The sequence below is a fragment of the Streptomyces sp. MAR4 CNX-425 genome (assembly GCF_048656465.1).
In the GTDB taxonomy this organism is placed as follows: domain Bacteria; phylum Actinomycetota; class Actinomycetes; order Streptomycetales; family Streptomycetaceae; genus Streptomyces.
The window spans coordinates 876,816-902,431 of record NZ_JBMDLF010000001.1 but is presented as its reverse complement, the minus strand read 5'-3'; the positions used below and the strand labels follow the sequence as shown (position 1 = coordinate 902,431).

Below are 25,616 nucleotides of genomic sequence, written 5' to 3'. Positions count from 1 at the left end.
CCGCCCACCCGTACCGGCCGGCACCGGCCTGGCCGCGACAACCCCAGGGAGCACCGCATGCGCCACTTCGGGCACGTCTCCCCGGACGTGCGAGCCGGGCTGTTCCACCGCGAGCCGGCCGAGTTCACCGCCGACGCCCCGGCCGCCGAGCTGGCCACGGCCCTCGGCGCGACCCTCTACAGCCCCGCCACCCGCCCGCACCTGGCCCGCGACATCCGCGCGCAGGCGGCGCGCGGGGTGGTGTCGATGGTGGTGTGCCTGGAGGACTCCATAGCGGACGACGAGGTGCCCGAGGCGGAGGTCAACGTCGTCCGGCAGCTCCGCGAGCTGGAGCGGCAGGCCCCCGGCGGGGCCCTGCCGCTGCTGTTCGTGCGCACCCGCGAGGCCGGGCAGATCCCCGACCTCGTCGCCCGCCTCGGCCCGGCGGCACGGCTGCTGTCGGGGTTCGTGCTGCCGAAGTTCACGGCCGTGCACGGGACGGCGTTCCTGGAAGCGGTGATCAAGGCGGAGCAGCTGGTGGTGCCCGCCGGGCGGCGGCTGTACGCGATGCCGGTGGTGGAGTCGCCGGAGGTGCTGCACCTGGAGTCGCGGCAGACGGCGCTGCGGGGCATCGCGCAGGTGCTGGACCAGTACCGCGAGCGGGTGCTGGCGGTGCGGCTCGGGGTCACGGACTTCTGCGCGGCGTACGGGCTGCGGCGCTCGCCGGACATGACGGCGTACGACGTGCAGCTGGTGGCGGCGGCGATCGGGGACGTGGTGAACGTCTTCGGGCGGGCGGACGGGAGCGGCTTCACGGTCACGGGGCCGGTGTGGGAGTACTTCCGCCAGCAGGAACGATTGTTCAAGCCGCAGCTGCGCAGCAGCCCGTTCGCCGCGGGACGGGCGGAGGAGCTGCGGGCCGCGCTGATCGAACACGACCTGGACGGGCTGCTGCGGGAGACCTCGCTCGACCGCGCGAACGGGCTCCAGGGCAAGACGTGCATCCACCCGAGCCATGTGGCGCCGGTGCACGCGCTGTCGGTGGTGAGCCACGAGGAGTACGTGGACGCGACGGACATCCTGCGCAAGGACGGCGCCGGAGGCGGTGTGATGCGGTCGGCGTACACGAACAAGATGAACGAGGCGAAGCCGCACCGGGCGTGGGCGGAGCGGACACTGCGGCGGGCGCGGGCGTTCGGGGTGGCGCGCGAGGAGACGACGTTCGTGGAGCTGCTCACGGCGGCCGCGGGCCGGGGGGAGGACTGATGGGGGCCGGTGGGACGAGCCCGGCGGGCGCGGACCGCGCGACCCGGCCCGGGGGCGGGGACGCGCCCTGGTCCGGGGAGTGGGTGGAGAGCCGGCTCGGGGTCGAGCTGTCGGGCCCGGCGGAGCTGCGCGACCTGGTGGGCCTGGCGCTGCGCCGCAACCCGCGCCGGGCGCACCTCCTCGTCTCCACGGTGCTCGGCAAGCACGTCCCGCAGCGCCCGTCCCGCATCCACGGCGCGGGCCTGCGGCTGGGCCGGCTGGCCCGGGACCTGCTGGGCCCGGAGGCCGCCGCCCGCGCGGTGGTCCTCGGCTACGCCGAGACGGCGACCGGCCTGGGCCACTGCGTCGCGGACGGCGTGGGGGCGGCGGCGTACCTGCACTCCACGCGCCGGCCGGTGGCGGGAGTGTCGCGGGCGGGGGGCTTCGAGGAGGAGCACAGCCACGCGACGGAGCACCTGCTGCTGCCGTCCGACCCGGGGCTGCTGACGGGCGACGGGCCGCTGGTGCTGGTGGACGACGAGCTGTCGACGGGGCGGACGCTGCGGAACACGATCGCGGCGCTGCACGGGGCGCGTCCGCGGGGGCGGTACGTGGTGGCGGCGCTGACGGACATGCGGTCGGAGGACGACCGCCGGGCGCTGGAGAAGGCGGCGGCGGAGCTGGGCACGCGGGTGGACGTGGTGTCGCTGACGTCGGGACGGGTGCGGCTGCCGGCGGATGTGCTGAGCCGGGGCGCGGAGCTGGTGGCGCGGCACGAGCCGCCTGCGGCGGGCGCGGCGGGGGCGACTTCGCCGGGTGGGTCGGCTGGTGCAGGTGTGGCGGGTTCGGTGGGGGGTGTGTTGCCGGGTGCGCGCCACGGCGGTGCCGCGGAGCGTACGGCGGGCCGCGGCGCCTCGGCCGCCGACGCCTTCGGCGGTCGGGTGGGCGGGCGTCGGGGGGTGCCGGGCGCCGGGGCCCCGGCGGAGGCCGGGGCCGCGCGCGGCGGCTCGGGGGGCTCGGGGGCGGAGCCCCTGGGTTCCGGGAAGGGGCGGGGCCGGGGAACACCCCCCGTCCCCGTACGCCGCGTCGCGCTGCGGTGGCCCGCCGGGCTGCCCGACGGCGGGCGGCACGGGTTCACCGCCGGCCACCGGCGGCGGCTCGACGCCGCCCTGCCGGGCATGGCCGTCCGTATCGCCGACTCCCTCGACCTCCCCGCCGACACCGGGACCGCCGTCACGACCGGGACCGCCGTCACGACCGGCGCCGCCGTCACGACCGGCGCCGCCGTCACGACCGGCGCCGCCGACACGACCGGGACCGCCCGCACCGCCGGCTCCGCGCGGCGGCCCCGCGTGCTCGTACTCGGCACCGAAGAGCTCATGTACGCCCCCCTCCGCCTCGCCACCGCCCTCGAAGACCTCCTCCCCGGCGCCGACATCCGCTTCTCCTCCACCACCCGCTCACCCGTCCTCCCCGTCGACCACCCCGGCTACGCCATCCGCAGCCGCCTCACCTTCCCCGCCCACGACACCCCGCCCGACTCCCCCGACGGCACCCGGTACGCCTACAACATCACCGGAGACCACCCCTACGACGCCGTCGTCGCCGTCACCGACTCCGTCGGCGACACCCCCGCACTGCACGCCCCCGGCGGGCTGCTCGACGCGCTCGCCCCGCACACCCCCCAGGTGCTCCTCGCCGTGATCCCCTCGTACGTGCCGCACACCGCCGGGCCCCTCCGCGGGCCCGGCTTCTCCTCCTACGCCCCCGACGACGTCGGCTGGCTCCTCCAGGACCTCTCGGCCGTCGCCCTCGAAGCCCCCACCGAGGAGCGCGAGGAGGCCATCCAGCGCGGCGGCGCGCACTACGCCGAGTCGCTGCCCGTCGAGTACCAGCCCAGCCCCGGCTACGTACGCCTCTTCCACTCCGCCCTCGACGCCACCGCCGAGCGCATCGCCCACGCCGTCGCCACGGTCACCGAGACCGTGCTCGCCGAGCGGTCGCCCGCCCCCGTCCTCGTCTCGCTCGCCCGCGCCGGCACCCCCGTCGGCATCCTGATGCGCCGCTGGGCCCGCCGCGCCCGCGGCCTCGACGTCCCCCACTACGCCGTCTCCATCGTCCGCGGCCGCGGCATCGACACGGCCGCCCTGCGCTGGCTCGCCGCCCACCACGACCCCGCCGACGTCGTCTTCGTCGACGGCTGGACCGGCAAGGGCGCCATCGCCCGCGAACTGGCCGCCGCGCTCCGCGACTTCCCCGCCTTCGACCCCCGGCTCGCCGTCCTCGCCGACCCGGGCCGCTGCGTGGACACGTACGGCACCCGCGACGACTTCCTCGTCCCCTCAGCCTGCCTCAACTCCACGGTCTCGGGCCTCATATCCCGTACCGTGCTCCGCGCCGACCTCGTCGGCCCCGCCGACTTCCACGGCGCGAAGTTCTACCGCGACCTCGCCGACGACGACCTCTCCGGCCACTTCCTCGACGCCGTCGCCGCCCGCTTCCCCGACCCCGCCGGCGTCCGCCCGATGCCCGCCGGGGCGCCGGAGCGCGAGCCGACGTGGGCGGGGTGGGCCGCGGTGGAGCGGATCAGCGAGGCGTACGGGATCGGGGACGTGAACCTCGTCAAGCCCGGCGTCGGCGAGACGACGCGGGTGCTGCTGCGCCGGGTGCCGTGGCGCGTGCTGGCCCGGCGCGGGGCGGGTGCGGACCTGGACCACGTGCGGCTGCTCGCGGAGCAGCGGGGGGTGCCGGTGGAGGAGACGGACGACCTGCCGTACACCTGCGTGGGGCTGATCCACCCCCGGTACACGCGCGGCGCGACGGGCGCCGACGGCACGGCGGCGACGGCCTCCGCCGACGCGGCGGCCCCCGAGGCGACCGCCCCCGACGCGACCCGCGCGGCGACCGCCCCCGACGTGACCCGCGCCGACGCGACCGCCGCCGACACCTCCGGAAAGCCCGCCCGATGACCATCGTCGCCAGCGACCTCGACCGCACCCTCATCTACTCCCCGGCCGCCCTCGACCTCGACATGCCCGACGCCGCCGCCCCCCGCCTGCTGTGCGTGGAGGTCTACGAGGGCAGGCCGCTGTCCTTCATGACCGAGACCGCCGCCGCGCTGCTCGCCGACCTCGCCGCCCGGGCCCGCTTCGTACCGGTGACGACCCGCACCCGCGAGCAGTACGCCCGCGTCCGCCTCCCCGGCCCCCCGCCCCGCTACGCGATCTGCGCCAACGGCGGCCACCTCCTCGTCGACGGCGAGGCCGACCCCGGCTGGCGGGCCCGGGTGGGGCGCGAGCTGGCGGCCGGGAGCGCGCCGCTGACGGAGGTCCGCGCGCACCTGGAGCGCGCGGCGGACCCGGCCTGGCTGCGCAAGCTCCGTACCGCCGAGGACCTCTTCGCGTACCTGGTGGTGGACCGGGCGGCGGTGCCGGAGGAGTGGCTGAAGGAGCTGGGGGAGTGGGCGGCGGGCCGCGGGTGGTCCGTGTCCGCGCAGGGCCGCAAGGTGTACGCGGTGCCGCGCCCGCTGACGAAGAGCGCGGCGGTCGCGGAGGTCGTACGGCGGTCCGGCGGCACGGGACCCGTCCTGGCCGCCGGCGACTCCCTCCTCGACACCGACCTCCTCCTCGCCGCCGACCGCGCCTGGCGCCCCGGCCACGGCGAACTCGCCGCGCGCGGCTGGACGGCGCCGCACGTCACCGCGCTCGCCGAGAGCGGTGTGGCCGCGGGAGAGCGGATACTGCGGCAGATGGCAGGATGCCTTCCATGACCACTCCCTCTCCCGCGGGCCGGGACAAGCGCCCCGAGCAGACAGCGGACCTGTACCGGTACGTGCTGGACCACAACCCGCCGCTGGACGCCGTGCAGCGCGACCTCGTCGAGCTGACGCACACCCGCTTCCCCGACGCGGCGAGCATGCAGTCCGCGCAGGAGCAGGGCCCGCTGCTGGCGTTCCTGGTGCGGCTGGCCGGCGCCCGGCACGTGGTGGAGGTGGGCACCTTCACCGGCTTCTCGTCGCTGTCGATGGCGCGGGCGCTGCCGGCGGACGGGACGCTGGTGGCGCTGGACGTGTCGGAGGAGTGGACGGCGTACGCGCGCGAGGCGTGGGAGAAGGGCGGCGTCGCGGACCGGGTGGAGCTGCGCCTCGGCCCGGCGCTGGAGTCGCTGCGCGCCATGCCGGCGGAGCCGCACATCGACCTGGCGTACCTGGACGCGGACAAGCAGGGCTACATCGGGTACTGGGAGGAGCTGGTGCCGCGGATGCGGCAGGGCGGGCTGATCGTCGTGGACAACGTCCTGTTCCACGGCCGGGTCGTCGACCCGGCCGCGACGGGCGGGGCCACGGCGATCCGGGCGTTCAACGACCACGTGGCCGCGGACGCCCGGATGGACTCGGTGCTGCTGACGGTCGCCGACGGCCTCACCGTGGCGCGGCGCCGCTAACCTCCTCGGGGTTGCGGGTGCGGTAGTACGGGTTGTCGTACGGCAGCCGGCTGCTGACGCGCCCGTACATGCCGAACGTCGCCAGGACCAGCCCCACCACAAAGCTGAACAGCACGTTCTCCATCTGGAAGGCGAGGAAGTTCCAGCTCGTCTCCAGCAGAGCCAGGTTGACGAAGCCGCTGAGGACGAAGAGCACGCCGAGGACCATGTTGAGCGTGGAGGCGAAGTTGCCGCCGCGGACCATGCCGTAGAGCAGCAGCGCCCCGACGGCGATCGACAGGGTGCTCAGCGCGCCGTTGGTGTTCAGGCCGAGGGTCTCGTCGCCTCCGGTGTCGAAGAACCAGACCCGGTTGAAGAGGCCGAGGACGCCGAAGACCAGCAGGAAGAGCCCGACGAGGCCCGCGCCCGCGCGGTAGACGTTGCTGAGGTGGTGGTCGACGGGCAGGTGCTCGTCGAGCTTCGTGTGCTGCCGGGCGGGGTGCCCGACGTTGACGCGCTCCTTGAGGGCGTCGCGGCTGCCGGGTACCTCGCCCTTGGGCGGTTCGGCCAGGGGATGCGGTAGGGACTCCATGACATGCGGGTGAGTCATGGCGCGACCTCCTAACGGCGGTGCCGTAACCCAGGATCCGCCCGGGCCGCATACCGGGGCAAGTCGCCCGTCGCGTACCGTACGCTACGGCGCCACCCGGCTACGCACAGCACCCGCCGCCGCAGCACCCGCCCCCGCCCCCGCCGGCCTGCGGGGCGGGCGCGCCGGCGGCGGAGCCGCCGACGGCCACGGTGGAGAGCAGCTTGACGGTGTCGTCGTGGCCCCGCGGGCAGTCCGCGGGGGCGGAGGACTCGGCCATGGGGCGGCTGACCTCGAAGGTCGTCCCGCAGGACCGGCAGCGGTACTCGTATCGCGGCATGGCGCACAGCATATCGCCGCGGCCCCGGCACCCGTCCCGACCGCCGGTCAGCGCCCGGCGCCGCTCCCGCGGTCGGCCCGGATCGCCTGGACCACCTCGGCGACGCTCTCGCGGACCGCCTCCAGCTCCCCGAGGAAGTGCCAGTAGTCCGGGTGCCGCCCCGTGAGGGCCGCCTCCGCCCGGTCCACGCGCTCGACCGCCGCGTCCAGCGGCCCCGCGTGCCGGGGGTCGGGGCGGTCCCGGCCGGCCATCGCGAGCCGCTGCGCGTCACGGATGGCGAAGCGGGTGCGGTTCACCTCCGAGGTGCGGTCCTTCTCCACCTCGTCGAGGCGGTGGAGCCGGTCGCGGGCGGCGTCCACGGCCTCGTCGGTCTGGTTCAGCAGCGCCCGTACGCTCGTCAGCAGCGCCGTCGCGTCCGGCCAGCGCTGCTCGCGGCGGGCGACCCCCGCGTCGGCGATCTTCCGCTCCGCCTCCACGACCGCCTGCGCGGCCCGGTCCGGCACCTCCTGCAGATCCCGCCAGCAGGCCAGCGCGAACCGCCGGCGCAGCTCGCTGAGCACGGGCTTGACCCCGTCGGCGCGGGTGGCGAGAGCCTCCGCGCGGGTCCGCAGGCTGACGAGCCGCCGGTCGATCTCCTCGGCCCGCCGCGGCAGCTGCTCCGCCTCGCTGCGCAGCGCCTCCGCGTCGCGCTGCACGCCGACGGCGCGGTGGATGGTCTCCTGCACGCCGTGCCGGCCGGCACCCTCGTTGAGCTTCGTCAGCTCCGGCCCGAGCCGGGCGAGCCGCGCGGCCAGATCGTCGGCCTGATACCCCTTCCCCCGCACCTCGTCCAGCGCCGTCGTCGCCGCCAGCAGCGCCTGCCGGGCCCGCTCCACGGCCGGCGCGAGGCGGGCGAGCTGACTCTCGGCCTGGTCGAGGAGAGGGCCGAGGCCGTGGGCGAAGTGGTTGAGGTCGGAGCGGACCTTCTCCAGGCCGTTGGTGGCCTGCTGGAGCTCGTGCCGCGCCCGGGAGGCGGTGCCCTGGTCGAGGTCGTCGCGGTCCAGGTCGTAGGAGTCGACCGCGGTGATGTACGTGTGACTGACCTCGTCGATCCGCTGCCCCAGGGCGGCGAAGTCGGACGTCGCCTTGCGGGCGGCAGGGGAATCGTCGACGGCGGCGATCGTCTCCACGGAGATGCGCAGATCACGCTGCGCGGTGTCCAGCTCGTAGAACGCGGTCGCCGCGGCGTCCTTGGCCGCCTGCGCCTCGGCCCGCGCCCCGTCACCCCGGTCTCCCCAGCCCCACCGCCGGGTGCCGCCTACGCCTCCGCCGAATGCCACGAGACCCCTTTCCGTGCCCTGCGCTCCCCTGGAGGGTCATTGTCCCACCAGGGCTGAACGAACACACGGCCCGCGACGATCCCCGCGCCCCCCGGCTGTCGATCGCCGTCCCCGGGGCACGGTACGCTGTCCACGCGCCCGGGCGCGTAGCTCAGCGGTAGAGCGCTGCCCTTACAAGGCAGATGTCGGCGGTTCGACCCCGTCCGCGCCCACCCGTCCGACCAGCGACGGAGCCCCGCACCGAGTCAGGTGCGGGGCTCTTTCCACATCACCCGGGAGCGAAACGGGAGCCGATCCTGAACGGGCTCAACTCCGCTTCCGCAGAGGAGCCCACCGGGTGCCACGGCGGGCCCGCACCCAACGCTCCCGCAGCTGCCCCGGGCGGTGCTTGCGCATCGCCGGCGTCACCCTCTCGTAGACGCCTTCGATGTCGTCCGTCGCCCACCCCATCACCTCCACCTCATACCGCAGCGCCCGGTCGACGCCGCCCTCCTTCATCCACGTGTCTGCTGTGCCCCGTGCCGCCCTCATCGCGAAGCCGGGAAGGATCGCCGGCCACTCCTGCGCCGCAGCCCGGCCGCGCGTCCTGGTGACCGCCGGACGGCCGTCCGCTGCGGGCCGCAGATGCCGGGTGCCGAAGCTCCCACGCCTGTGCCACCCGCCGTTGCGTCCGACGAAGACGTATGGGTGGGGCATCCTCATCGAGCGATCCGCCGACCGCGCGGCGTGATCACCTCCGACATCCGTCGGCCGGAGACCGGTGGCAGACTCGCCAGCCCGCGGTGAAGATCGCGACATGTCCAACTTCCTGGAGACCGACCGGCTCGTCCTGCGCGCGTTCACGACGGCCGACACCGACCACCTACTCGCCCTGGACAACGACCCCGAGGTCATGCGCTTCATCAACGGAGGCCGCCCCACCAGCCGCGAGACCATCAAGACGAGGGTCCTGCCGCGACTCCTGCATGACTACCCCTGCTGGGAGACCCGCGGCTACTGGGCCGCGCAGGAGAAGACCACCGGCACCTTTCTGGGCTGGTTCGAGTTCCGGCCGCTGGACGAGCACAGCCCCGCCGTGGTCGAACTCGGCTACCGCTTGAACCAGGCGGCATGGGGGCACGGCTATGCCACCGAGGGATCCCAGGCCCTGATCCGCAAGGGGTTCACGGACCTGGAGGTCGAGCGGGTCACAGCGAACGCGATGGCCGTCAACACCCGTTCCCGCCGCGTCATGGAGAAGTCGGGCCTGTTGTTCGTCCGGAACTTCACCGGGGACTGGCCGGAGGCGATCGAGGGCTCCGAGCACGGTGAAGTCGAGTACGAACTCACCCGGACCGAATGGGAGCAGGTGTAGCCGTCAACGACTCAGTCCACAACTCTTGACACTTTCTCGGCATCGGCAAGGGCGGAGTCCTCGGGACGGTGCCACACCGGCAGGGTGGCCGTGCTGACGCAAGCCTTCGCCTACGCCGCTGCCCGGGACAGGAACTCGCGTGCTCCACGGAGCCTGCTGCGGAGGCGCGCTGGGTGGTGCTGTCCAGGCGGATGTCCTGTGCTCCGGAAGCGCCGCTGTCGGCGCGGCGGGCCGAAGGGAGCGTTGTGGGGTCGAGGCCGTCGCGGTCGGCGATCAAGAGGCCGAGTTCGTGTCGGCTCACCGCATCCGGGCCTCCGGGATAGGCCCGGGGGCCGTCGTGAAGGTGCCGGTGACGGTGTGCCCGGCGGCCGCCGCCTGCCGTGCGAGGGCTCCGCCCAGGAAGCCGCTGGCGCCGATGATGATCAACGTCGTCATAGCCCGACACACACTATGCCGGGCGTCGGGAGGTGCGAGGCTCTTGGCCGGTTTCCAGGGGGAGTTGTCAGCGGGCCGGAGAGCGGAATGCGCTCCTGGAGCGCGCTGGGGGAGTGCCCGGACCTGATCGTTGAATACGAACCGGCGGAGTAACTCTGGTCTGTACGCCCGTCTGTACGCCCCCGCCTCCTGGTCGACACACCGGGCGGGGGCGTACGCGCGTCTCCCATCCTGGTCAGATGATGTGCTGGTGCCAGGCGGCCAAGACCGCCTGCACAGCTTCGGAGGTCCTGCGCCAGCCCGCCGCGTCGGCCCACTGGTAGGTCTCGTGCTCGGTGAGTCGTACTTCCGAGCCCGCAGCGACGGCGGCGAAGTTGAACTGCCGGGTGGGTCGGCCCGAGCCGGAGGTGTAGTCGAAGTGCCCCAGGTAGCTGCTGACGCTGGTGAGGGTCATGCCGGTCTCCTCTGTCACTTCCCGGTCCAGGGCGTCGAGGAGGGTTTCACCGGGTTCGACTCCGCCGGAGGGCAGCTCCCACAGCCCTCCGAGGAAGTCGTCGGCGGCCCTGTGCAGGAGCAGGACACGGCCGGCTGAGTCCGCCAGGACGGCGCCGACGACGTGCTTGGTGATGCCGTCGGCGTCGGCGTCGGCGGTGAGCGCCTGATGCAGGGCGGCGTCAACGGGTGTGGCTGGTGCGATCACAGCAGGTCCTTGTGGTGGCGGCAGTGCTGATCAAGCGGTGAGCAGCACGGCGGCGCGCTCCGATAGCTCGCGTGCAGTGGGGTCGTGCTGATGTCGGGCGAGTCGTACGCGCATGTCCTCGGCTGCGTCGCGGATTTTGATGCTCTGGACTCCGTCGGCGCAGTCCAGGAACTGGGTCCAGATTTCCAGGGCGCCGTCGAAGTCGCCGCGCCGCATGTGGATCTCGCCGAGGTTGCCGAGGACGCTCGCGCGGGTGCGGCGGCGGTCCAGGCCGTAGGCGTCGAGCGCCTGGTGCAGGTTGTCCTGGGCGGCGGTGAGGTCACCCATCCTGGCGAGGATCATGCCGGATGCGTAGGCCCACCGGCCGATGGAGAAGTGGCTCGCCCACGACTCGCCGGGCGGGGCGCCGGCTGTGCGCTCGATGTAGGTCTGGGAGGCGGACAGGGCCCTGGTGGCGATTGCGTGGTCGCCGTCGAGGGCGGCGGCCTCGGCGAGGGTGGATTCGTAGTAGGCGCGGGCGCGCGGGTCGCTGAGGTTCTTGGCGTAGGTCATGGTGCGCTCGGCAAGGGCGACGGCTTCGGCCCGGTGCCGCGGGCCCAGGCCGATGGCCTGGACGGTGAGTCCCCGCAGGGCGGTTGCAGCAAGTTCGGGCTCGCCGGCCTCGTCGGCGAGCCTCCAGGAGTGCGCGTAGTAGTCGCGGGCGAGTTGCTGGTGGCCCGGGTCGTCGCCCTCGTCCTGGGACATCCAGCCGAGGAGGTGCGTGAGCTGGCTGGTGGCGGCATGCAGGGCGCGCCTGGTGCCTTCCGCGGTGCGGCCGTTCAGCCATGGCCCGACGTTCTCTATGAGGTAGCTGCGGGCGATGCCGCGGATGTGGCCGCCGCCGTATTCTGCGGCGGCGTCGCCGAAGGTCTTGACCATGGTCTTGATCGCCTGCACCTCGCCCTGGCCGACGCGGACGGCGGAGACAGGGGCGTCGCGGACGCGTCGGGTGATTGCGTCGGGGTCGGGAACGCCGAGGAAGGGCAGGGCGGCACCCGTTGAGTTGGTCAGGAACTTCCGACGGTCCACGTCGCTCCTCCCCAGGGCCAGTACGGAGGCCACGGTATCCACGGGCGGGGTTTCTGGTCCGCGGGAAAGGTCGTCCGGAGGGGTGATCCCCAGGACGCGGGTGACGGCTGGCATCCACAATTCGCCCGGCGCCCGCTCCCCGGCGAGCAGCTTGCGGGCGTACTGGCGCGCCATGCCCTGCGGCCCGCGGCCAGCCGCTATGCCGAGTTCCCTGGCGAGCTTCGTGGGGCCCCAGCCGCGTTCCTCGCACGCCTGGCGGATCAGGTACGCCAGCGGCTCCGTCGCCATGACCACTGCCCCCCTGGGTTACAGAGGACTACACGGGGTTACATCGTGGGTCCTCGTGGCCTTCCGTGTCATGCCGTTGAGTGGATTTCACGCCGCCGAGATGCCCCTCGCATCCCCCATAGCGTGCTCCGGGCGGGGACGTTCCTGCCTCCCCGGCCCGGCCCCCGCTCGGAGCGCATCACCCACGCTGGCGAGCCGTACGAGGCGAACGAAGGAGCAGGTCATGACCCTTCCGGTCCCAACGACCTCAGCGACTGCGGTGGACTGGACCGCGCTGCGCAACTTCGCCACTCTGCGCGGACAGTTGCGAGTCTCGCTGACCCCCGTGTGTAACCTGAAGTGCTGGTTCTGTCACAACGAGGGCGATGTGCCGCCGCCCTTCACCCACCTGAACCGCGACGCCGAGCCGCGATCCCGGGAACTGGCCGCCGACGACTACGTCAACGTCCTGCGCGAGCTGATCGGCGCAGGGCTCAAGCGGGTGTACTTCACCGGGGGAGAGCCGCTCGCGTCGCCGCTGGCGCAGCCCGTGCTCACGCGGCTCCCGGTGCGCGCGCCGGACGTGTCCTACACGCTCATCACCAACGGGATGCTGGTCCGCCGCCACCAGGACTGGCTGGCGACCACTGGCCTGGACAAGGTGAAGGTGTCGCTGCACTACTTCTCCGACGAATCCTTCCGGGCCATCGCCCAGACCCGGTCCCCCCTCGCGACCGTCCTGGACGGCATCGAGGCTGCCCGCGAGGTGTGCGAGCAGGTGGAGCTGAACACGTTGGTTCAGCGCGAGAACGCCCACGAGCTGCACGACATCCTCGCCTTCGCGCTGGAGCGCCGGCTGCCGGTGCAGTTCATCGAGCTGGTCGACACCGACTTCAACGCCGACCGCAAGTCCTCCGCCATCGGCGCCCAGGGCATCATCGACCACTTGCGCACCCTGACCCGGGACGAGGACACCGAGGTTTCCGGGGTCGGCCAGGGGCGGAGGATCTTCCGCGTCGACGGCATCGAGATCGACGTCATCCACCGCGAACTTGGGCGCCACCACGTCGGTCAGTGCGGCACCTGCCCTCTGCGGGCCAAGTGCATCGAGGGCTTCTGGGCTCTGCGTCTGGACCACGCCGGCGGCATCCAGCCCTGCCTGCTGCGCGAGGACTTACGGATGGACGTCCGCACGCTCCTGGCCGCCCCCGAAACGATCCCCGCGGCCGTGGCCGAACACGTCTCCGCCTTCACCGAGGGCACCCTGTGACCCCGCGGTGTGCCCCCTACGCGCCCGAGGAAGCCGAACGCCGGGGCCCGTTCGTCGTCCTGGAGGGTGTCTCCGGGGTCGGGAAGTCGACGCTGGCCCGGCTGCTGGCCGTACGGCTTAGCGGCACGTCCGTGCACACCCTCACCGACCCGCACACCGACTGCTTCGAGGCGATCAACCGCCGGCTTCGGCCGCTGCCGCAGTTTGCCTTCTACCTCTCCGGTCTCCTACACGTCTCCGACGTCGTCCGCCGGGCCCTGGCCGAAGGCCCGGTGGTTGCCGACCGGTACGCCTCCTCGGTCGTGGCCTGCCACGCCGCCATCAACCGCGTAGAGCTGGACCAAGTGCAGGAGCTGATCGACCCCTTCCGGGGCTACCTCGCCACGCCGGACGCCACGTTCTACCTGACCGGCTCCGACAGCTCGCTGAAGGTCCGGATGGGCGCCAAGACGGACGTGAAGCAGCACGACACCGACCTGTTCGACGTTCCCGGCCGCCTGGCCCGCCTCCGGGACAACTTCCAGGCCGCAGCCGCCGAGGACCCCAGCGCAGTCGCGCTCCCCACCGACGACCTCAGCCCGGACGAGCTGGTCGACATCATCGTCAAGCGCCTGGAGGGGGATCGTGCTTAGCCCGATCGACACCGGCGCCGTCATCCGGGACGACCGCGCCGCCGGCACGTTTCCTGGTGAGATCCACGAGGGCGTGGCCTGGTGGATCGCCGCCTGCTACGTCGTGGTCAGCAGCGCCCGGCAGATGGCCGTGGCCCACGACGGACACCCCACGACGGCGGTGTTCCATGACCGGTTCTGCCGCGGGGCAATCAACGCCCAGCACTACCGCTGCCACGTCGCCGACCTCGGCGCCGCCGACGAGGCGCAACTCCTGCACGCCATGGCGGCCCTCGGTGGCATCCCCGGCGCGCTGCTGACCACCACCGCCGCCGCCGACGCCGACGGCTGGTGGACCGTCACCATCCGCCTGTACGACGCCGGCGGCCAGCCGGTAACGGAGGAAACCGGCTGGGCCGCGGTGCGCAACAAGATCGCCAGGGACCAGGTGCCGATCCCCGTCAACGACCAGGCCAAGGGCCGCATCACCGACCGCCGCGACCTGCTGGAGACACCATGATCGACGCCACCGCCGTCATCCGCAGCGGCACCAACATCCTGTTCATCACACTTGACTCCCTGCGCTACGACGTCGCCCGCGCCGCCCTGCACGCTGGCCAGACCCCCCGCCTGGCCAAGATCCTCCCGGGCGGGACATGGGAGGGACGACGCACGCCGGGCACCTTCACGCTGCCCGCGCACATGGCTTTCTTCTCCGGCTTCCTGCCCAAGCTCCCGCAGCCCACGCAACCGCCGCGCCTGTGGGAATGCCGCCCGCCCGCCTTCAAGACCCCCGACCCGAGCACGTTCGTCTTCGACGCCCCGAATCTCCTGACCGGTCTCGCGCAGCACGGCTACCGCACCGTGTGCATCGGCGGCACCACCTACTTCTCGCGCGAGACCCCCCTCGGGTCGGTCCTGCCCGACCTGTTCCACGAGGACCACTGGCGACGCGAGTTCTGCTCACCGGAGCCGGACTCCACACGCCACCAGGTCGACTACGCCCTCACCGTCGCCGAGCAGCACGCCCGCCGACCGCTGTTCCTCTTCGTCAACATCAGCGCCACCCACGTGCCGCACGGCCACTACACCGGCGACAGTGACGACTCCTGGCCATCCCAGGCCGCCGCACTCGCCTACACCGACGGCCACCTCGGCTGCCTCATCGATGGACTCACCAGCAAGGAGAGATGGCTGATCATCATGTGCGCCGACCACGGCGACGCCTTCGGCGAGGACGGCTACTACGGCCGTGGCATCGCCCACCCCACCGTGCTCAACGTGCCGTTCGCCGCATTTCTGTCCCCATAGACCGCTACGCTCCCGGGCCATGACCACACCACCCGCCCCGGGAGCGCGGCGCGACGCCTCCGTCATCGTGGCCCGAGACACCACCGGCGAGATCGCCGTGCTGACCTCACGGTTCCCCCGGCACGGAGGCGAGTACCTGTTCCTGCCCGGCGGGCGCCGGGAGGATGCGGAGATGGCAGAGGAGTGCGCGCGGCGCGAGCTGCGTGAGGAGGCCGGCGTCACCGCCGCCACCTGGCGACACCTCGGCTCGTACGCCATCACCCTCGCCGACACGGCACGTGTCGACCTCTTCCTGGCCGAAGACCTCACCCGCGGCCCGCAGCAGCTCACCCCGAGCGAAGCGGACTTCAAGCTGATGTGGTGGCCTATGCACGCTGCCCTGCAAGCCGTCCGCGACGGGCGGTTTCTGCTCCAGGGCGGCCCGCTCGCGCTCCTCCTCGCCGAGCGGGCCACCCTGCATGAGTCGCCGCCCCCGGGACTGAACCCTGATGGCCGCATCTGACCTCACGCCGAGGGGAGGACGATCATCGTACGGCGGTCCCACAGATAGGTGCGTCCGAAGGTCTGGATACCGCCGCCAAGATCGGCTGCCGGGAGCCCTGCGCGTGCCGCCATGCGCCGTCGACACGGACCCGGAGTTGCGGCGCGCCGCGAGGCGGGTAGGTGGGCGCCCCATCTCCGGGCGCCACGGCGGAACCTCCACAGCGTCGCGCATGAGTTCGAGCTTACGTCCGCTGCACGAGGAGCCTCACCCGTCCTGGTGTGTCCGCCAGCTCCGTGTGCGCCGCTGCTGTCGACCGGCTGGGCGGTGCAGATCCGGACCCGCGGTGGTCGACCCATCTCCGGGCGGCAGGGGCGCGTCTCGGCGGCTTCGCTCACCTGTTCGAGTGTGTCAGGTTGCGTCGTCACGCCCATGAACCAGCTTCACCAGGAGGCGCGAGTCCTCCAGGCTCGACAGCACGATGTCGGCCCCAGCCCGGCGCAGCTCCTCCTCGTTGCTGCGGCCGGATGCCACCGCGAGCACCCGGACACCCTGCTGGTTCCCGGCACCGACATCGGCCGGCGTGTCTCCGATCAGCACCGCATCCGCGGCCGCTGTGTCGGCGCGTTCCAGGGCCAGGCCGACGAGGTCGGCGCGCTCGTCGTGCTCCTCCCCGTACGCGCCGCAGTCCCAACGGATGTGCCGGTCCAGGCCGAAGACCTGCAACTTGATCTTGGCGACCGCGCGCACGTTGCCCGTCACGACCGACTGCGTCAGCGCGGGATCCGCGGCGAGGGCGTCAAGGGCCGTGGCAGCGCCGACGAGCGCGTGGCCCCGCTCGCGTAGATCGCCGGCCCGCTTCAGGTGCTGCTCGGTGAGTGCGTGTGCGAAGCGCTCAAAGGTGCGTCGATCGGTGGTAAGGCCGTGCAGGCGTGCGGTCTCGCGGAAGATGACCGACTCGGTGATGCCGTCGACCTTAGCCTGTCTCTCCATCGCCTGGCCGGTGACCTCGTGGAACGCGGCAGCGGACAGCTCACGACCGACACCGCCTGTGTCGATCAGGGTGTGGTCGATGTCCCACAGGACCAGCCGCGCCATGGGCGCCTCCTCAAACTGCGGTAGCCTGCCTGGCTCAACATCTCACGGGTTGAGGCGCCACGGACGGGGAATCAAACCGCCGTCATCCGCTGGTGCCGACGCGAAGCTGGCGGTGGGAGGTGAGGGCCGTGGACAAGCCGGGCCCTGCGATCGGTGAGCTTGTCCGCTACTACCGGCGCAAGAACGGCAACCGCAAGCAGACGGTGATCGCTGGCCTGTGTGGTATCACCGAGCGCTACCTGTCGCTGATCGAGACTGGTAAGAAGACTCCGTCGACTGAACTCCTGGGCCGGCTAGCCACTGAACTCGGCGTCCCGGTCTCTGCCCTCCTCGACGAGAGTGTGCCAGCGTCGGAGAACACGAACCCGGGGACGGCGGGCCCATCCGTGGCCGCGGCCCTGATGGGCTACGGGCCGCCACGTAGCAGCCCGCCTCTGTCACCTGCCGTGCTCCGCGAGCGAGTTGAGGACGCATGGCGGTTGTGGCAGGACAGCCGTGAACGCTTCACCGAGGCGGACAAGGTCTTACCCGAGCTGGTCGCCGACGTCGAGCACGCCGCGCGCGTCCACCGCGCCGGCAACGACGCTGCCGCTCGTCGCGACGTCCTGCGGACCGCAGCGGACTTGTACGGACTGCTGCGCTCATACTGCCGCCGCAACGGTCGGCTCGATCTCGCGCTGATGGTCGCCGACCGGGCCATCCGCGCTGCCGAGGACGCCGACGACCCCATTCGCATCGCGGCCGCTCAGTGGAACCTGGGGCACGTGCTGCTCTCACAGCCAGGCGCGGCTGATGAGGCCCAAGAAGTCGCGCTGCATGCGGCCGAGGAACTCCGGCAGGGACCGGCAACAGACGAGGCCGCGGCGATGCGCGGCGCGCTGGAACTCGTCGCCGTTGTCGCCGATGCCATGCAGCAACGATGGTGGAACGCCCGCCAGCGCCTGGAGGACAAGGCCGCGCCGCTCGCAGACCGAACTGGTGAAGGCAATCCGATGTGGACCGTCTTCGGCCCCACCAATGTGGGCCTGCATGCCCTGAGCATCGAGATGCTGGCCGGTGAAGCGGCCGATGGCTTGCGGCTCGCCGATCAGGTCGACACCTCTCTCATGCCGTCCCGCGAGAGGAGGTTCACCTTCGGCCTTGACGTCGCCCGCTGCTACGACCTCCGCCGGGAGGACGCCTCCGTACTGGTGCATCTCCTTGACCTGGAGCAACTGGCGCCAGAGGACTTGCAGCGCAGCCTGCTCGCCCGCGACATGATCATCGGTCTGCAGCGGCGCGTTCGGCCGACCTACCAGCGCCAGGTGACTGCGCTCGCCGAGCGGCTCGGCTTCCTGCCCTGACCCGAACCGGCAGTTCACCCGAACCAGGAGTTCGGGTCCGTACCGCGGCCTGCTCATACGGTCTGCCCCATGCGCAGTCTTCACAGAGCAGCGGTGACACCGGGGCCGGGATGCACGAGCATCGTCGCGGCAGGCGTCGAGTGGGACGCGATCAAGGTTCCCCGGTATGCGGGGCTCTTCGCCCTCGACAAGCTGACCCGCCCGGGTGCGGTTGCCGTTGATCCGGCCTCGGCTCCGCCGGTGCTTTACTTCCTCGTTCCGCCTCAGTCCACCGCAGGATGGGACGTACCGCTGACGACGGCGCTCAGCCTGGCGACACACGTCGTGCTTCCGGCCTCGCATCGCGAGGCACCACCGGGCCCGTACTGGCTCATCGCCCCCAGCCGCGGTCGGCGGTGCACGAGAACAGCGGACCTGCGCCGCGAGCTGCTACGCGTGATCCCACCGCGCGCCGTCGTCCCAAGCGAGCCGACCGAGACCCGCGCTCACGAGGGAGGCAGCCTTGAGCGAGCGTGATGAGGTCCCGGACACGCGCACGCTGGCGTTCATCTACGACCGGCACGCCACGACGGCGACCGCCGCCCTCGACGAGCGGACAGACCGGTGCCGCCGGTACGCCGCGGCGAAGGGGTGGACGGTCGCGGGCACGTGGGTGGACCGCGGGGACCATGCGCTGACGGACGCACCGCGGCCCCAGTGGGCTGCTCTCGCCCTCGCGATGCGGCAGGCCGCCGCACCCGCGGTCTGCCTGGTCGACTCGTGGGAGCGCATCAGCCGGGACCCCGAGCGCCGCGCGGTCCTGTGCCGCGCCGTACGGCAGGCCCGCGGGTACTGCGCCACCACCGCGGGGGAGATGGACCGCGACCCCGATCGGGACATTGCCGCCGCGGTGGTGGCGTTGCGGGGGCGGCCGTGAGCGCCGGCGCGGGGCCCGAGAAGCCCGTACCGGACAGCGACCGGCTCCCCGAGCCCGTACCGGAGCGGCGGCGCGGCACACGCTGCGCCTGCGGCAGGAAAACCGATCTGCGGCCGTTCGGCCGGTACGGGATGATCTGCCCGCCGTGCGCCAGGAAACGGGGATGATCATGACCCGCCGCACCTCCCCCTCGCCGCCCGTGTTCCTCCCCATCCACGTCCTCATCCGCAGACACCCCGCCCACTGAACTCGCGCGTCCGGGGCGGGGCGGCGACATGGAGCCCCCGGGCGCGGCCGCCCGCCCAGACCCCGCGGGCGGGCGTAGACGTCCGCCGCCGGCACGGCGGGCGGTCCCCATCAGCCCCGGCCGTGGTCTCCCCCGAACGCGGCCGGGGCACCCCGGGCGCGCCCGCTTGATCAACAGACGCAGCTCCGCCTCAGGCAGTCGCAGGCAATTGGAGGATTCATCGTGTACCTGACCGCATCGCCGACACCGGCGCCCCTGGCGCTCCAGCTCTCGGTCACAAGGAACCCGCCCGCCACCCCGCCCGCGCGCGGTGCCGTGGCAGTCGTGTACGACCGGGACCGTCAGGTCAGCGTGATGCCCGACGGCACCCCGCAGACCGAGACCACCAGCGCCATCACCATGACCAGCAGGCCCAACGAAGATATCGGCGTGCCCAACGAGTCGGAGTCCCAAGACCTGTGGTGAAACAGAGCGACCTCACGCAGACCGGGCGGGCCCGCCCGGTCTGCGTGATCACCACCCAAGGCGACGTGACAGCTGACCGGGTCATCCTGCACCTAGCCAAGATGAACGTGCCGGTGATCCGCTTCGACCTCGCCGACTTCCCCCAGCACGTCCAGCTCGACGCCACGCTCGACCACACCGGCTGGCACGGCACGCTGCACGCACACGGGCGCGAGGTCCGGCTGGAGGAGATCGGGGCGATCTACTGGTGGCACCCGAAGCCCGCCGGTGCACCCGAAGGTCTTCAGCGCGCGGACGCCGACTGGGTAGGCCGCGAATCGACCGTTGCGCTGACCGGGGTGCTCGGCTCGCTGGACTGCCTGCACGTCAACCACCCTCGTGATTCCCGGTCTGCGCAGCGAAAACCCCACGTGCTGACCGTCGCCCAACACTGCGGCCTGGCGGTTCCGCCCACCTGGATCGGCAACCATCTCAGCGGTGCACGCTTCTTCGCCAAGAACTCAACAGGGGTCTCACTCAAGTCCCTGGAAAGCCCGAGGATCACCCACCCAGACGGCATGCACCGGGAACTGCTCACCACCCCGGTCGAAGCATCCCAGCTCGATGACTCCCTCACCCTGGCCGCACATCAGCTACAGCACACCATCATCAAGGACCACGAGGTTCGTCTCGTCGTCGTCGGTCACCAGATGCACGCGGCGCGAATTGACGCACACAGCCCGGCCGCGCGCGCGGACTTCCGTGCCGACTACGCGGCCCTGACCTACAGCTACACCTCGGTGCCCGAGGCAGTACGGGCAGGCGTACGTGGGCTGATGGACCATTACCACCTCGTCTACGCCGCTTTGGATCTCTTGGTCGACGGGGACGGCTGCTGGTGGCTGGTGGACCTGAATCCGGCTGGCCAGCACGACTGGCTGCAATGCGAACTGCCACGGCTGACCATCGCCGCGTCACTCGCCCGCATGCTGGCCGCCGGGCGCACCTAGGACTGACTCCCGTCCCCTGGCCGTCATTTGCATACGGCCCCGCCCGCCGTCGCGCCGGCTCCGGCGGGCGGGGCACCGCAAGACGCTCGCCGCCACCGTGGCGGGCGATCCCCATCAGCCCCGGCCGTGCTCTCCCCCGACGCGGCCGGGGCCACCCCCTCAGGCGCCCCGAGTGGACCGGGGCGGCCCTGAGGAGCCACGACCGACCCGACCAACGGACCTCTGGAGGCCACAGAATGAGCTGTTCCTTACCCCTCGGCAGCCGGCGCACAGCGCTGTACTGGCGCCCCGTCGTCCCGGGCCTCAACGACATCGCTGCCGCCCGCCGGCTCGCCGGGCACCTCGCGCCCGACCCGGCCACCGCCGAGGCAGACGCCTGCGCCCTCTGCGTGACCGGGCCCGCCCAGGTCACCGACCGGGCCGTGCTCGTGCAGGGTCTGAGCGAGCAGCCGCGCTCCTTCCTCCAGCACGGCCGCGCCGACACGGGATGGCCCGAGGAGGGCAGGGCTCCGTGACGTTCTCCGACTGGCCCTCCCCGCTGTACGTGGTCGACGTGGAGGGCAACGGCGCCAACCCCCCGGACCTGGTCGAGATCGCGGCCGTCCCCCTTACCGATGGCCGGCCCCGGCCGGACCAGATCCGCCAGTGGCTCATCCGCCCGCCGACCCCGATCCCGGCCCGCATCAGCCGCATCCACGGCATCACCAACCAGATGACCGCCGACGCCCCCGCCTGGCCCGAGATCGCCGACGAGGTGCACCGCACCCTGGACGGCGCCTGGATCGCGGCGCACAGCGCGTCCGTGGAATACCGCGTTCTCGGCAGCCACCTCCCTGGCTGGCAGCCCGCCGGCGTCATCGACACCCTCCGACTGGCCAAGCACACAGCCCCCCGCCGATCGGCCTACAGCCTCGACACGCTCCTTGTACGGACCGGCATCGACCTGTCCGACATCCCCGGCACCCGGCATCGCGCCGACTACGACGCTCACGCCACCGCCCGGCTGCTCCTCCACCTCGCCGAGCGATACAGCTCCTTCGCCGAGCTGCAAGCCGCCGCCGTGCCTCCGGGGATGCCCGGGCACCCCGAGCAGCAACCGGAAGAGACGCTGTGGTGAACCCGGCGGACCCACCCACCCTCTGAACTCCACACCGCCCCGGCCCAGCTGCGTCACGCGGCCGGGGCGCCCCGAGCGCGTCCACTGGGTCGGTGGACGCGGCCCCGCGCAGCGGGGCGCCGGGGCGCCGGGCCAGCGATCCCCGGCGCCCCGGCAAGTCTGACCTGACGAAGGGATCATGAAGTTGACCGAGCCCACCAGGAAAGCAGCACCCCGCGTTGTTTTACGGCGCGGCTGGCACGAGTTGGGCCGCGACCTGTTCGAGGCCCGGACGATGGACAGCAGTTGGAGCCCGGCCTTCGCAGCAGTCGACCGCTCCCGCTTCCTGCCACCGCTGATGTGGCCGGTCGACCCCGCCAAGCGACGACCGGTCCGCGCCGACCGCTACGCCGGACGTCCGCGCTGGCAGCGCTACGCCGACGCGGACGTTCCGATCGTGACGAAGTGGGACGACAACGCCCGGAGTGCGATACCCGTCAGCGTGGCTCCGCCGCCGTCGCTGGTGATGTCGATGCTCAGGGACCTCGACGTGGATCCTGGCGCGCGGGTGCTGGAAGTCGGTACCGGGGTGGGGTGGACTGCCGGGCTGCTCGCCCACCGACTCGGCTCCGAGTCCCTAGTCACCGTCGATGTGGACCGGCAGGTGGTCACCCGTGCTCAGCGCAAGCTGGCCGAGGCCCGGCTGTTTCCCACCGTGCTGGAGCGCGACCTACTGGAGGGCGACCCCATCGGCGCCCCGTACGACCGCATCATCGCGAGCCGCGGGCTCCACACAATTCCCGCCGCGTGGATCGAACAGGCCAGGCCCGGCGGGATCATCCTGGCCCCGTGGCGCGGCGTGTACGGCCCCCACCACGGACTGGTGAAGCTCGTAGTCGCCGAGGACGGCAAGAGCGCGAGCGGCCTATTCCTGCGGTGCACAGAGGTCATGGATACCCGGGACCTGTGGAGCTGGCCCCGGCACGCCGACTACACAGCGCGGGGATGGCCCACCACGATCCGCCAGTCGGCTACGGACCGCGGACCCGGGGACCTGATCGGTCCCCTCTCGTTCATCCTTGGGCTGCTTCGTCCAGACGTCGCGCACACCGTGCGCCGCCATCCGAAGGACGGGCGCCTCGTCATCAGGTTCTACAGCCTGACCGATCGCTCATGGGCACAGGCTGCCTGGATCGAGGACGGCGGGCCGGGATTGGTCTGCCAAGACGGCAGCCGGTCGCTGTGGCATGAGGTGGAAGAGGCAGTCGACCGGTGGATCAGTGACGGCCGGCCCTCCATCGACCGCTATGGCCTGACCGTTGACATCCATGGCATCCACACCCCCTGGCGCGACAACCCGCAACACACCCCGTCAACCTGACCCATGAGCTGGTCTTCGCTCGATGGACGCCAGAGGCGCGCCCTCCGGGACAGCGGGCGCCCCCGCCGGGTGGTGCCGGCGGGAAGAGAGCGGCCGAGTGAGCACCGGCCGCCATCCCGCCCGGGAGCCATGGCCCGGGCGGTGGTGCCCCGCCCGGCTGGTACTTACGGGCGGGGCACACCCCACGGCTAGGGAGAAAGGAAGTAGATCATCATGGCCGACGGTGCCGGACAGCCCAGCGCACCCTGCGCGGGTGGCTGCGGCACGGTTCTCTGCCGGACGGACTTCACCCCGGCGGGGGAGACCGGGGGCACACACGTCAGCGGGATGGGTAGGCGGTGGTGTTCGTGACCGGGGTTGATGGTCAGGACTCTGCACTGAAACGGGCCCGCGCGGCGCGGAACATGACCTTGGAGGAGGCCGCCGACGCGCTGAACGCGATCACGGGCGGGGCGACTGACGCGAGCTTGATGAGTGCGTGGGAGTCCGGCCGGCGTCGTACGGGCAAACGGAACCGGGCCGGGCTGTGTACCTTGTACCGCGAGCGTCCCGAGGTGCTGTTCGCCCACCAGGACGGCGCGGCCACCAGCGTCTTGGAGACGACCGGCACCGCCGTGGTGGTCAGGGTTCTCACCCGGTGGACCGATCTGGTCGAGGCGATGGTCGACGTCGTCGCCGGCGCGCGCGAGCAACTCGTCGTCACCGGCTCCCGCTCGCGGGAGAAGGCGTATCTCGCGTCGATCGAGACGGCCGTCGCGCAGCAGCCGGACCTCGTCCACTACCGCGTGCTGTACGGGCCGCCCCGGCACCAGGCGCTGGCTGATCACCTGCTGCGGCTGCTGGACCTGCGAGACCCCTCCGCGCGGCGCCGCGGCGTCAAGACGCTCCACATCGGGATGGTCGAACAGGCGGCGGCGCTGGAGCGCTTCTTCGTGGCCTCGGAGACCTCGGCGGTGGTACCCCTGCCATCTTTCCACGGTGCAGAGGCGTTCGACTGCGGCGTGTTACTCGGCCGCGAAGCGGCGGTGGGTCTGGTTCATCATGGGCGCGAGGTGTGTGCCTCGGCGAGGCCGGTGGAGACGGCCGATGCCGTCCGCGCGCTGCCGGTCCGGCACAACTAGGGCAGGGGGAAACGTGGTCGATGAGGTTCGTACGGCGTCCGTAGTAGAGCTGGCGCAGGAGCTGATCCGGCGGCCGAGCCGGGCGGGGATCGACGGCTACGGGCCGGCCCTGACGGTGATGGAGGACTGGCTCGCCGCCCGCGATCTGCCCTGCCGGCGGCTGCACGACGACGCGGGTGGCCTGGTGGGGCTGCTGGTGGAGATCACCGGGGGGCGGCCGGGAGCGTGGTGGACGCTGGACGCCTGTGTCGATACGGCGCCGTACGGCGATGAGGCTGCGTGGTCGTTCCCGCCCGCGGCCGGTGATGTAGTGGACGGCTGGCTTCGCGGCCGGGGCTCCGCGGACTCCAAGCTCGCCGCCGCGCTGTTCTGTCACATCGCCGCCGACCTCGCGCCCCGCGCCGCCGAGTTGGCCGGCGGCCTCGCCGTGCTCCTGGACGTCGACGAGCACACCGGCGTCTTCGGCGGCGCCCGTGCCTACCTCGCCGACGAGGCCGCGGTCCGTCCGGCCGGGGTGATGATCGGCTATCCGGGCCTGGACGAGGTCGTCGTCGGCGGCCGCGGCCTATGGCGTGCCGCCGTGACCGTCCACGCCCTCTCCGGTCACTCAGGGTCCAGGAAGACGGTGATCAGCGCGATCTCGCGGGCCGCGCGTCTGGTGCAGCTCCTGGACGCTGCCGACCTCCCGGGCACCCCCTCCGGCTCGGGGTTCCCGCTGCCGCCGAAGCTCACGATCACCGCATTTCACGGCGGCCAGGGCTTCAGCGTCACCCCCGACCGCGTCGACCTCAACGTCGACGTGCGCACCACCCCGAGCTTCGACTCACACGATGCAGAGACTGTCGTCCGCAAGGCTGTCGCCGAACTCGACGCGGAGCTGCCCGTGCCGGCGCCCACCGACGTCACTCCTGTTGCTGCGTGGCCGCCGTTCCGCCTGGCCGACGATGAACAGCCCGCTGCCGCCCTGCTGAACGCCGCCGCGGCAGCCGGGCTGACGGTGCGGACGAAGACCGCGGGGCCGTCGAACATCGGCAACCTGCTCGCCGGCAAGGGCATCCCCGCGATCGCCGGTTTCGGGCTGCCGTACGAGGGGCTCCACGGCGTCGACGAGCGCGCGCACCTCGCCGACCTCCCCACCGTGTACGCCGTCTACAAGCAGGCAGTCCTCAGCCTCCTCGGCGGGTGACGTCCCAGAAGGGTCCCAGGTTTCTCCCAGCCGACCGCATCATCGTCCTGGACCAGGGCCGCGTGTCCGAAGCCGGCACCTACGACGAGCTGATCACCCAGGCAGGGGGCTTCTTCGAGATGGTGACGCTCCAGGAGGACCGGGGCTGACTGTGCGACGCGCTCATTGAGGTGAGAGGGCCTCCATCGTGCGGCGGTCCCATCGGCCGGCGGTCCGGATCCGCCGGCCGCGCCGCACGACGTCGGGAAGGGGCGCGCCTTTCCGGTCCTTTCCGTACGCGATGAAGTCCGTCGGCCGCGTGGCGGCGACGGAGTTCATACCTGCGACTACTCGTTCTCGAAACGTCCGCCGTGCGCTTCGCCGGTTCCCGCCCGTATCCGGTT

Annotated in this window: 28 protein-coding genes, 1 tRNA gene and 1 pseudogene; 21 read left to right on the top strand and 9 right to left on the bottom strand. The window is 72.2% G+C overall.

The features are described 5' to 3' along the window. Window positions 1-57 precede the first annotated feature (57 nt). The 4 genes from ACHZ99_RS03930 to ACHZ99_RS03915 are packed head-to-tail and all read left to right on the top strand — an operon-like array spanning window position 58 to window position 5,667. Window positions 58-1,245: an HpcH/HpaI aldolase/citrate lyase family protein gene (locus ACHZ99_RS03930; RefSeq protein ID WP_420302881.1), complete on the top strand. Its 1,188-nt coding sequence runs from the start codon at window positions 58-60 to the stop codon at window positions 1,243-1,245. After that, window positions 1,245-4,193, top strand: a complete 2,949-nt coding sequence (locus ACHZ99_RS03925) for a phosphoribosyltransferase (RefSeq protein ID WP_420302880.1) — start codon at window positions 1,245-1,247, stop codon at window positions 4,191-4,193. Before ACHZ99_RS03930 ends, ACHZ99_RS03925 begins: the two co-directional genes overlap by 1 nt. Then, a complete protein-coding gene (locus tag ACHZ99_RS03920) occupies window positions 4,190-4,993 on the top strand; it encodes an HAD family hydrolase (RefSeq protein ID WP_420302879.1) in 804 nt (267 codons plus the stop codon). The genes ACHZ99_RS03925 and ACHZ99_RS03920 overlap by 4 nt, the downstream gene beginning before the upstream one ends. Then, window positions 4,990-5,667 carry an O-methyltransferase gene (locus ACHZ99_RS03915; RefSeq protein WP_420302878.1) on the top strand — a complete coding sequence of 226 codons (678 nt, stop codon included), beginning with the start codon at window positions 4,990-4,992 and terminating at the stop codon, window positions 5,665-5,667. The genes ACHZ99_RS03920 and ACHZ99_RS03915 overlap by 4 nt, the downstream gene beginning before the upstream one ends. Here ACHZ99_RS03915 and ACHZ99_RS03910 read toward each other — a convergent pair. From ACHZ99_RS03910 to ACHZ99_RS03900, 3 genes are all read right to left on the bottom strand, one after another. Continuing rightward, complete coding sequence (locus ACHZ99_RS03910) at window positions 5,645-6,256, bottom strand: DUF4383 domain-containing protein (protein WP_420302877.1); 612 nt, start codon at window positions 6,254-6,256, stop codon at window positions 5,645-5,647. The genes ACHZ99_RS03915 and ACHZ99_RS03910 overlap by 23 nt on opposite strands. Before the next feature lie 100 nt (window positions 6,257-6,356). Further along, window positions 6,357-6,575, bottom strand: coding sequence for an FmdB family zinc ribbon protein (locus tag ACHZ99_RS03905; RefSeq protein ID WP_420302876.1), 219 nt, complete (start codon window positions 6,573-6,575; stop codon window positions 6,357-6,359). 47 nt (window positions 6,576-6,622) lie between these two features. Further along, window positions 6,623-7,894 (bottom strand): hypothetical protein, encoded by a 1,272-nt coding sequence (locus ACHZ99_RS03900; RefSeq protein WP_420302875.1) that lies wholly within the window; start codon window positions 7,892-7,894, stop codon window positions 6,623-6,625. 140 nt (window positions 7,895-8,034) lie between these two features. On the opposite strand from ACHZ99_RS03900, the gene ACHZ99_RS03895 reads away from it, so the two are divergent. Beyond that, window positions 8,035-8,106 (top strand) — tRNA-Val (locus tag ACHZ99_RS03895). Between the two features lie 94 nt (window positions 8,107-8,200). Here ACHZ99_RS03895 and ACHZ99_RS03890 read toward each other — a convergent pair. Then, window positions 8,201-8,425, bottom strand: a complete 225-nt coding sequence (locus ACHZ99_RS03890; protein ID WP_420302874.1) for a hypothetical protein — start codon at window positions 8,423-8,425, stop codon at window positions 8,201-8,203. A gap of 265 nt (window positions 8,426-8,690) precedes the next feature. On the opposite strand from ACHZ99_RS03890, the gene ACHZ99_RS03885 reads away from it, so the two are divergent. Further along, window positions 8,691-9,248 (top strand): GNAT family N-acetyltransferase, encoded by a 558-nt coding sequence (locus ACHZ99_RS03885; RefSeq protein WP_420302873.1) that lies wholly within the window; start codon window positions 8,691-8,693, stop codon window positions 9,246-9,248. Between the two features lie 110 nt (window positions 9,249-9,358). Here the strand turns inward: ACHZ99_RS03885 and ACHZ99_RS03880 are convergent. The 4 genes and pseudogenes from ACHZ99_RS03880 to ACHZ99_RS03865 all read right to left on the bottom strand — a co-directional run. Beyond that, window positions 9,359-9,561, bottom strand: a pseudogene (locus ACHZ99_RS03880) (dTDP-4-dehydrorhamnose reductase); the annotation flags it as partial. Beyond that, on the bottom strand, window positions 9,546-9,683 hold the full coding sequence (locus ACHZ99_RS03875; protein WP_420303209.1) for a hypothetical protein: 138 nt from the start codon (window positions 9,681-9,683) through the stop codon (window positions 9,546-9,548). The pseudogene ACHZ99_RS03880 and the gene ACHZ99_RS03875, both read right to left, overlap by 16 nt. A gap of 235 nt (window positions 9,684-9,918) precedes the next feature. Further along, window positions 9,919-10,383 (bottom strand): NUDIX hydrolase, encoded by a 465-nt coding sequence (locus ACHZ99_RS03870; RefSeq protein WP_420302872.1) that lies wholly within the window; start codon window positions 10,381-10,383, stop codon window positions 9,919-9,921. 30 nt (window positions 10,384-10,413) lie between these two features. Then, window positions 10,414-11,739, bottom strand: coding sequence for a tetratricopeptide repeat protein (locus ACHZ99_RS03865; protein ID WP_420302871.1), 1,326 nt, complete (start codon window positions 11,737-11,739; stop codon window positions 10,414-10,416). 223 nt (window positions 11,740-11,962) lie between these two features. On the opposite strand from ACHZ99_RS03865, the gene ACHZ99_RS03860 reads away from it, so the two are divergent. From ACHZ99_RS03860 to ACHZ99_RS03840, 5 genes are read left to right on the top strand one after another with little or no spacing between them, the layout of a single operon-like run. Continuing rightward, entirely contained in the window at window positions 11,963-12,988 is a 1,026-nt protein-coding gene (locus ACHZ99_RS03860) for a radical SAM protein (protein ID WP_420302870.1), read from the top strand. Further along, window positions 12,985-13,620: a dTMP kinase gene (locus tag ACHZ99_RS03855; protein WP_420302869.1), complete on the top strand. Its 636-nt coding sequence runs from the start codon at window positions 12,985-12,987 to the stop codon at window positions 13,618-13,620. The genes ACHZ99_RS03860 and ACHZ99_RS03855 overlap by 4 nt, the downstream gene beginning before the upstream one ends. Further along, window positions 13,613-14,119, top strand: coding sequence for a hypothetical protein (locus ACHZ99_RS03850; RefSeq protein WP_420302868.1), 507 nt, complete (start codon window positions 13,613-13,615; stop codon window positions 14,117-14,119). The genes ACHZ99_RS03855 and ACHZ99_RS03850 overlap by 8 nt, the downstream gene beginning before the upstream one ends. Then, on the top strand, window positions 14,116-14,910 hold the full coding sequence (locus tag ACHZ99_RS03845) for an STM4013/SEN3800 family hydrolase (RefSeq protein WP_420302867.1): 795 nt from the start codon (window positions 14,116-14,118) through the stop codon (window positions 14,908-14,910). Before ACHZ99_RS03850 ends, ACHZ99_RS03845 begins: the two co-directional genes overlap by 4 nt. 19 nt (window positions 14,911-14,929) lie before the next feature. Next, window positions 14,930-15,412 carry an NUDIX hydrolase gene (locus ACHZ99_RS03840; protein WP_420302866.1) on the top strand — a complete coding sequence of 161 codons (483 nt, stop codon included), beginning with the start codon at window positions 14,930-14,932 and terminating at the stop codon, window positions 15,410-15,412. 390 nt (window positions 15,413-15,802) lie between these two features. Here the strand turns inward: ACHZ99_RS03840 and ACHZ99_RS03835 are convergent, their stop codons facing one another. Next, on the bottom strand, window positions 15,803-16,489 hold the full coding sequence (locus ACHZ99_RS03835; protein ID WP_420302865.1) for an HAD family hydrolase: 687 nt from the start codon (window positions 16,487-16,489) through the stop codon (window positions 15,803-15,805). A 128-nt stretch (window positions 16,490-16,617) separates the two neighbouring features. Here ACHZ99_RS03835 and ACHZ99_RS03830 point away from each other — a divergent pair, with 128 nt between their 5' ends. The 10 genes from ACHZ99_RS03830 to ACHZ99_RS03785 all read left to right on the top strand — a co-directional run bounded on the left by ACHZ99_RS03830 (window position 16,618) and on the right by ACHZ99_RS03785 (window position 25,382). Further along, complete coding sequence (locus ACHZ99_RS03830) at window positions 16,618-17,832, top strand: helix-turn-helix domain-containing protein (RefSeq protein WP_420302864.1); 1,215 nt, start codon at window positions 16,618-16,620, stop codon at window positions 17,830-17,832. 502 nt (window positions 17,833-18,334) lie between these two features. Then, window positions 18,335-18,748, top strand: a complete 414-nt coding sequence (locus tag ACHZ99_RS03825; protein WP_420302863.1) for a recombinase family protein — start codon at window positions 18,335-18,337, stop codon at window positions 18,746-18,748. 469 nt (window positions 18,749-19,217) lie between these two features. Further along, window positions 19,218-19,460: a putative ATP-grasp-modified RiPP gene (gene tgmA / locus ACHZ99_RS03820; protein WP_420302862.1), complete on the top strand. Its 243-nt coding sequence runs from the start codon at window positions 19,218-19,220 to the stop codon at window positions 19,458-19,460. Continuing rightward, on the top strand, window positions 19,457-20,449 hold the full coding sequence (locus ACHZ99_RS03815; RefSeq protein WP_420302861.1) for an MvdC/MvdD family ATP grasp protein: 993 nt from the start codon (window positions 19,457-19,459) through the stop codon (window positions 20,447-20,449). The genes tgmA and ACHZ99_RS03815 overlap by 4 nt, the downstream gene beginning before the upstream one ends. Before the next feature lie 236 nt (window positions 20,450-20,685). Next, window positions 20,686-20,964 carry a hypothetical protein gene (locus ACHZ99_RS03810; RefSeq protein WP_420302860.1) on the top strand — a complete coding sequence of 93 codons (279 nt, stop codon included), beginning with the start codon at window positions 20,686-20,688 and terminating at the stop codon, window positions 20,962-20,964. Then, on the top strand, window positions 20,961-21,566 hold the full coding sequence (locus ACHZ99_RS03805) for an exonuclease domain-containing protein (RefSeq protein WP_420302859.1): 606 nt from the start codon (window positions 20,961-20,963) through the stop codon (window positions 21,564-21,566). Before ACHZ99_RS03810 ends, ACHZ99_RS03805 begins: the two co-directional genes overlap by 4 nt. Before the next feature lie 178 nt (window positions 21,567-21,744). After that, a complete protein-coding gene (locus ACHZ99_RS03800; RefSeq protein ID WP_420302858.1) occupies window positions 21,745-22,926 on the top strand; it encodes a methyltransferase domain-containing protein in 1,182 nt (393 codons plus the stop codon). Between the two features lie 338 nt (window positions 22,927-23,264). Further along, entirely contained in the window at window positions 23,265-24,047 is a 783-nt protein-coding gene (locus ACHZ99_RS03795) for a helix-turn-helix domain-containing protein (protein WP_420302857.1), read from the top strand. A gap of 13 nt (window positions 24,048-24,060) precedes the next feature. After that, window positions 24,061-25,233: a M20 family metallopeptidase gene (locus tag ACHZ99_RS03790; protein WP_420302856.1), complete on the top strand. Its 1,173-nt coding sequence runs from the start codon at window positions 24,061-24,063 to the stop codon at window positions 25,231-25,233. Beyond that, window positions 25,230-25,382 (top strand): hypothetical protein, encoded by a 153-nt coding sequence (locus tag ACHZ99_RS03785; protein WP_420302855.1) that lies wholly within the window; start codon window positions 25,230-25,232, stop codon window positions 25,380-25,382. Before ACHZ99_RS03790 ends, ACHZ99_RS03785 begins: the two co-directional genes overlap by 4 nt. Window positions 25,383-25,616 lie beyond the last annotated feature (234 nt).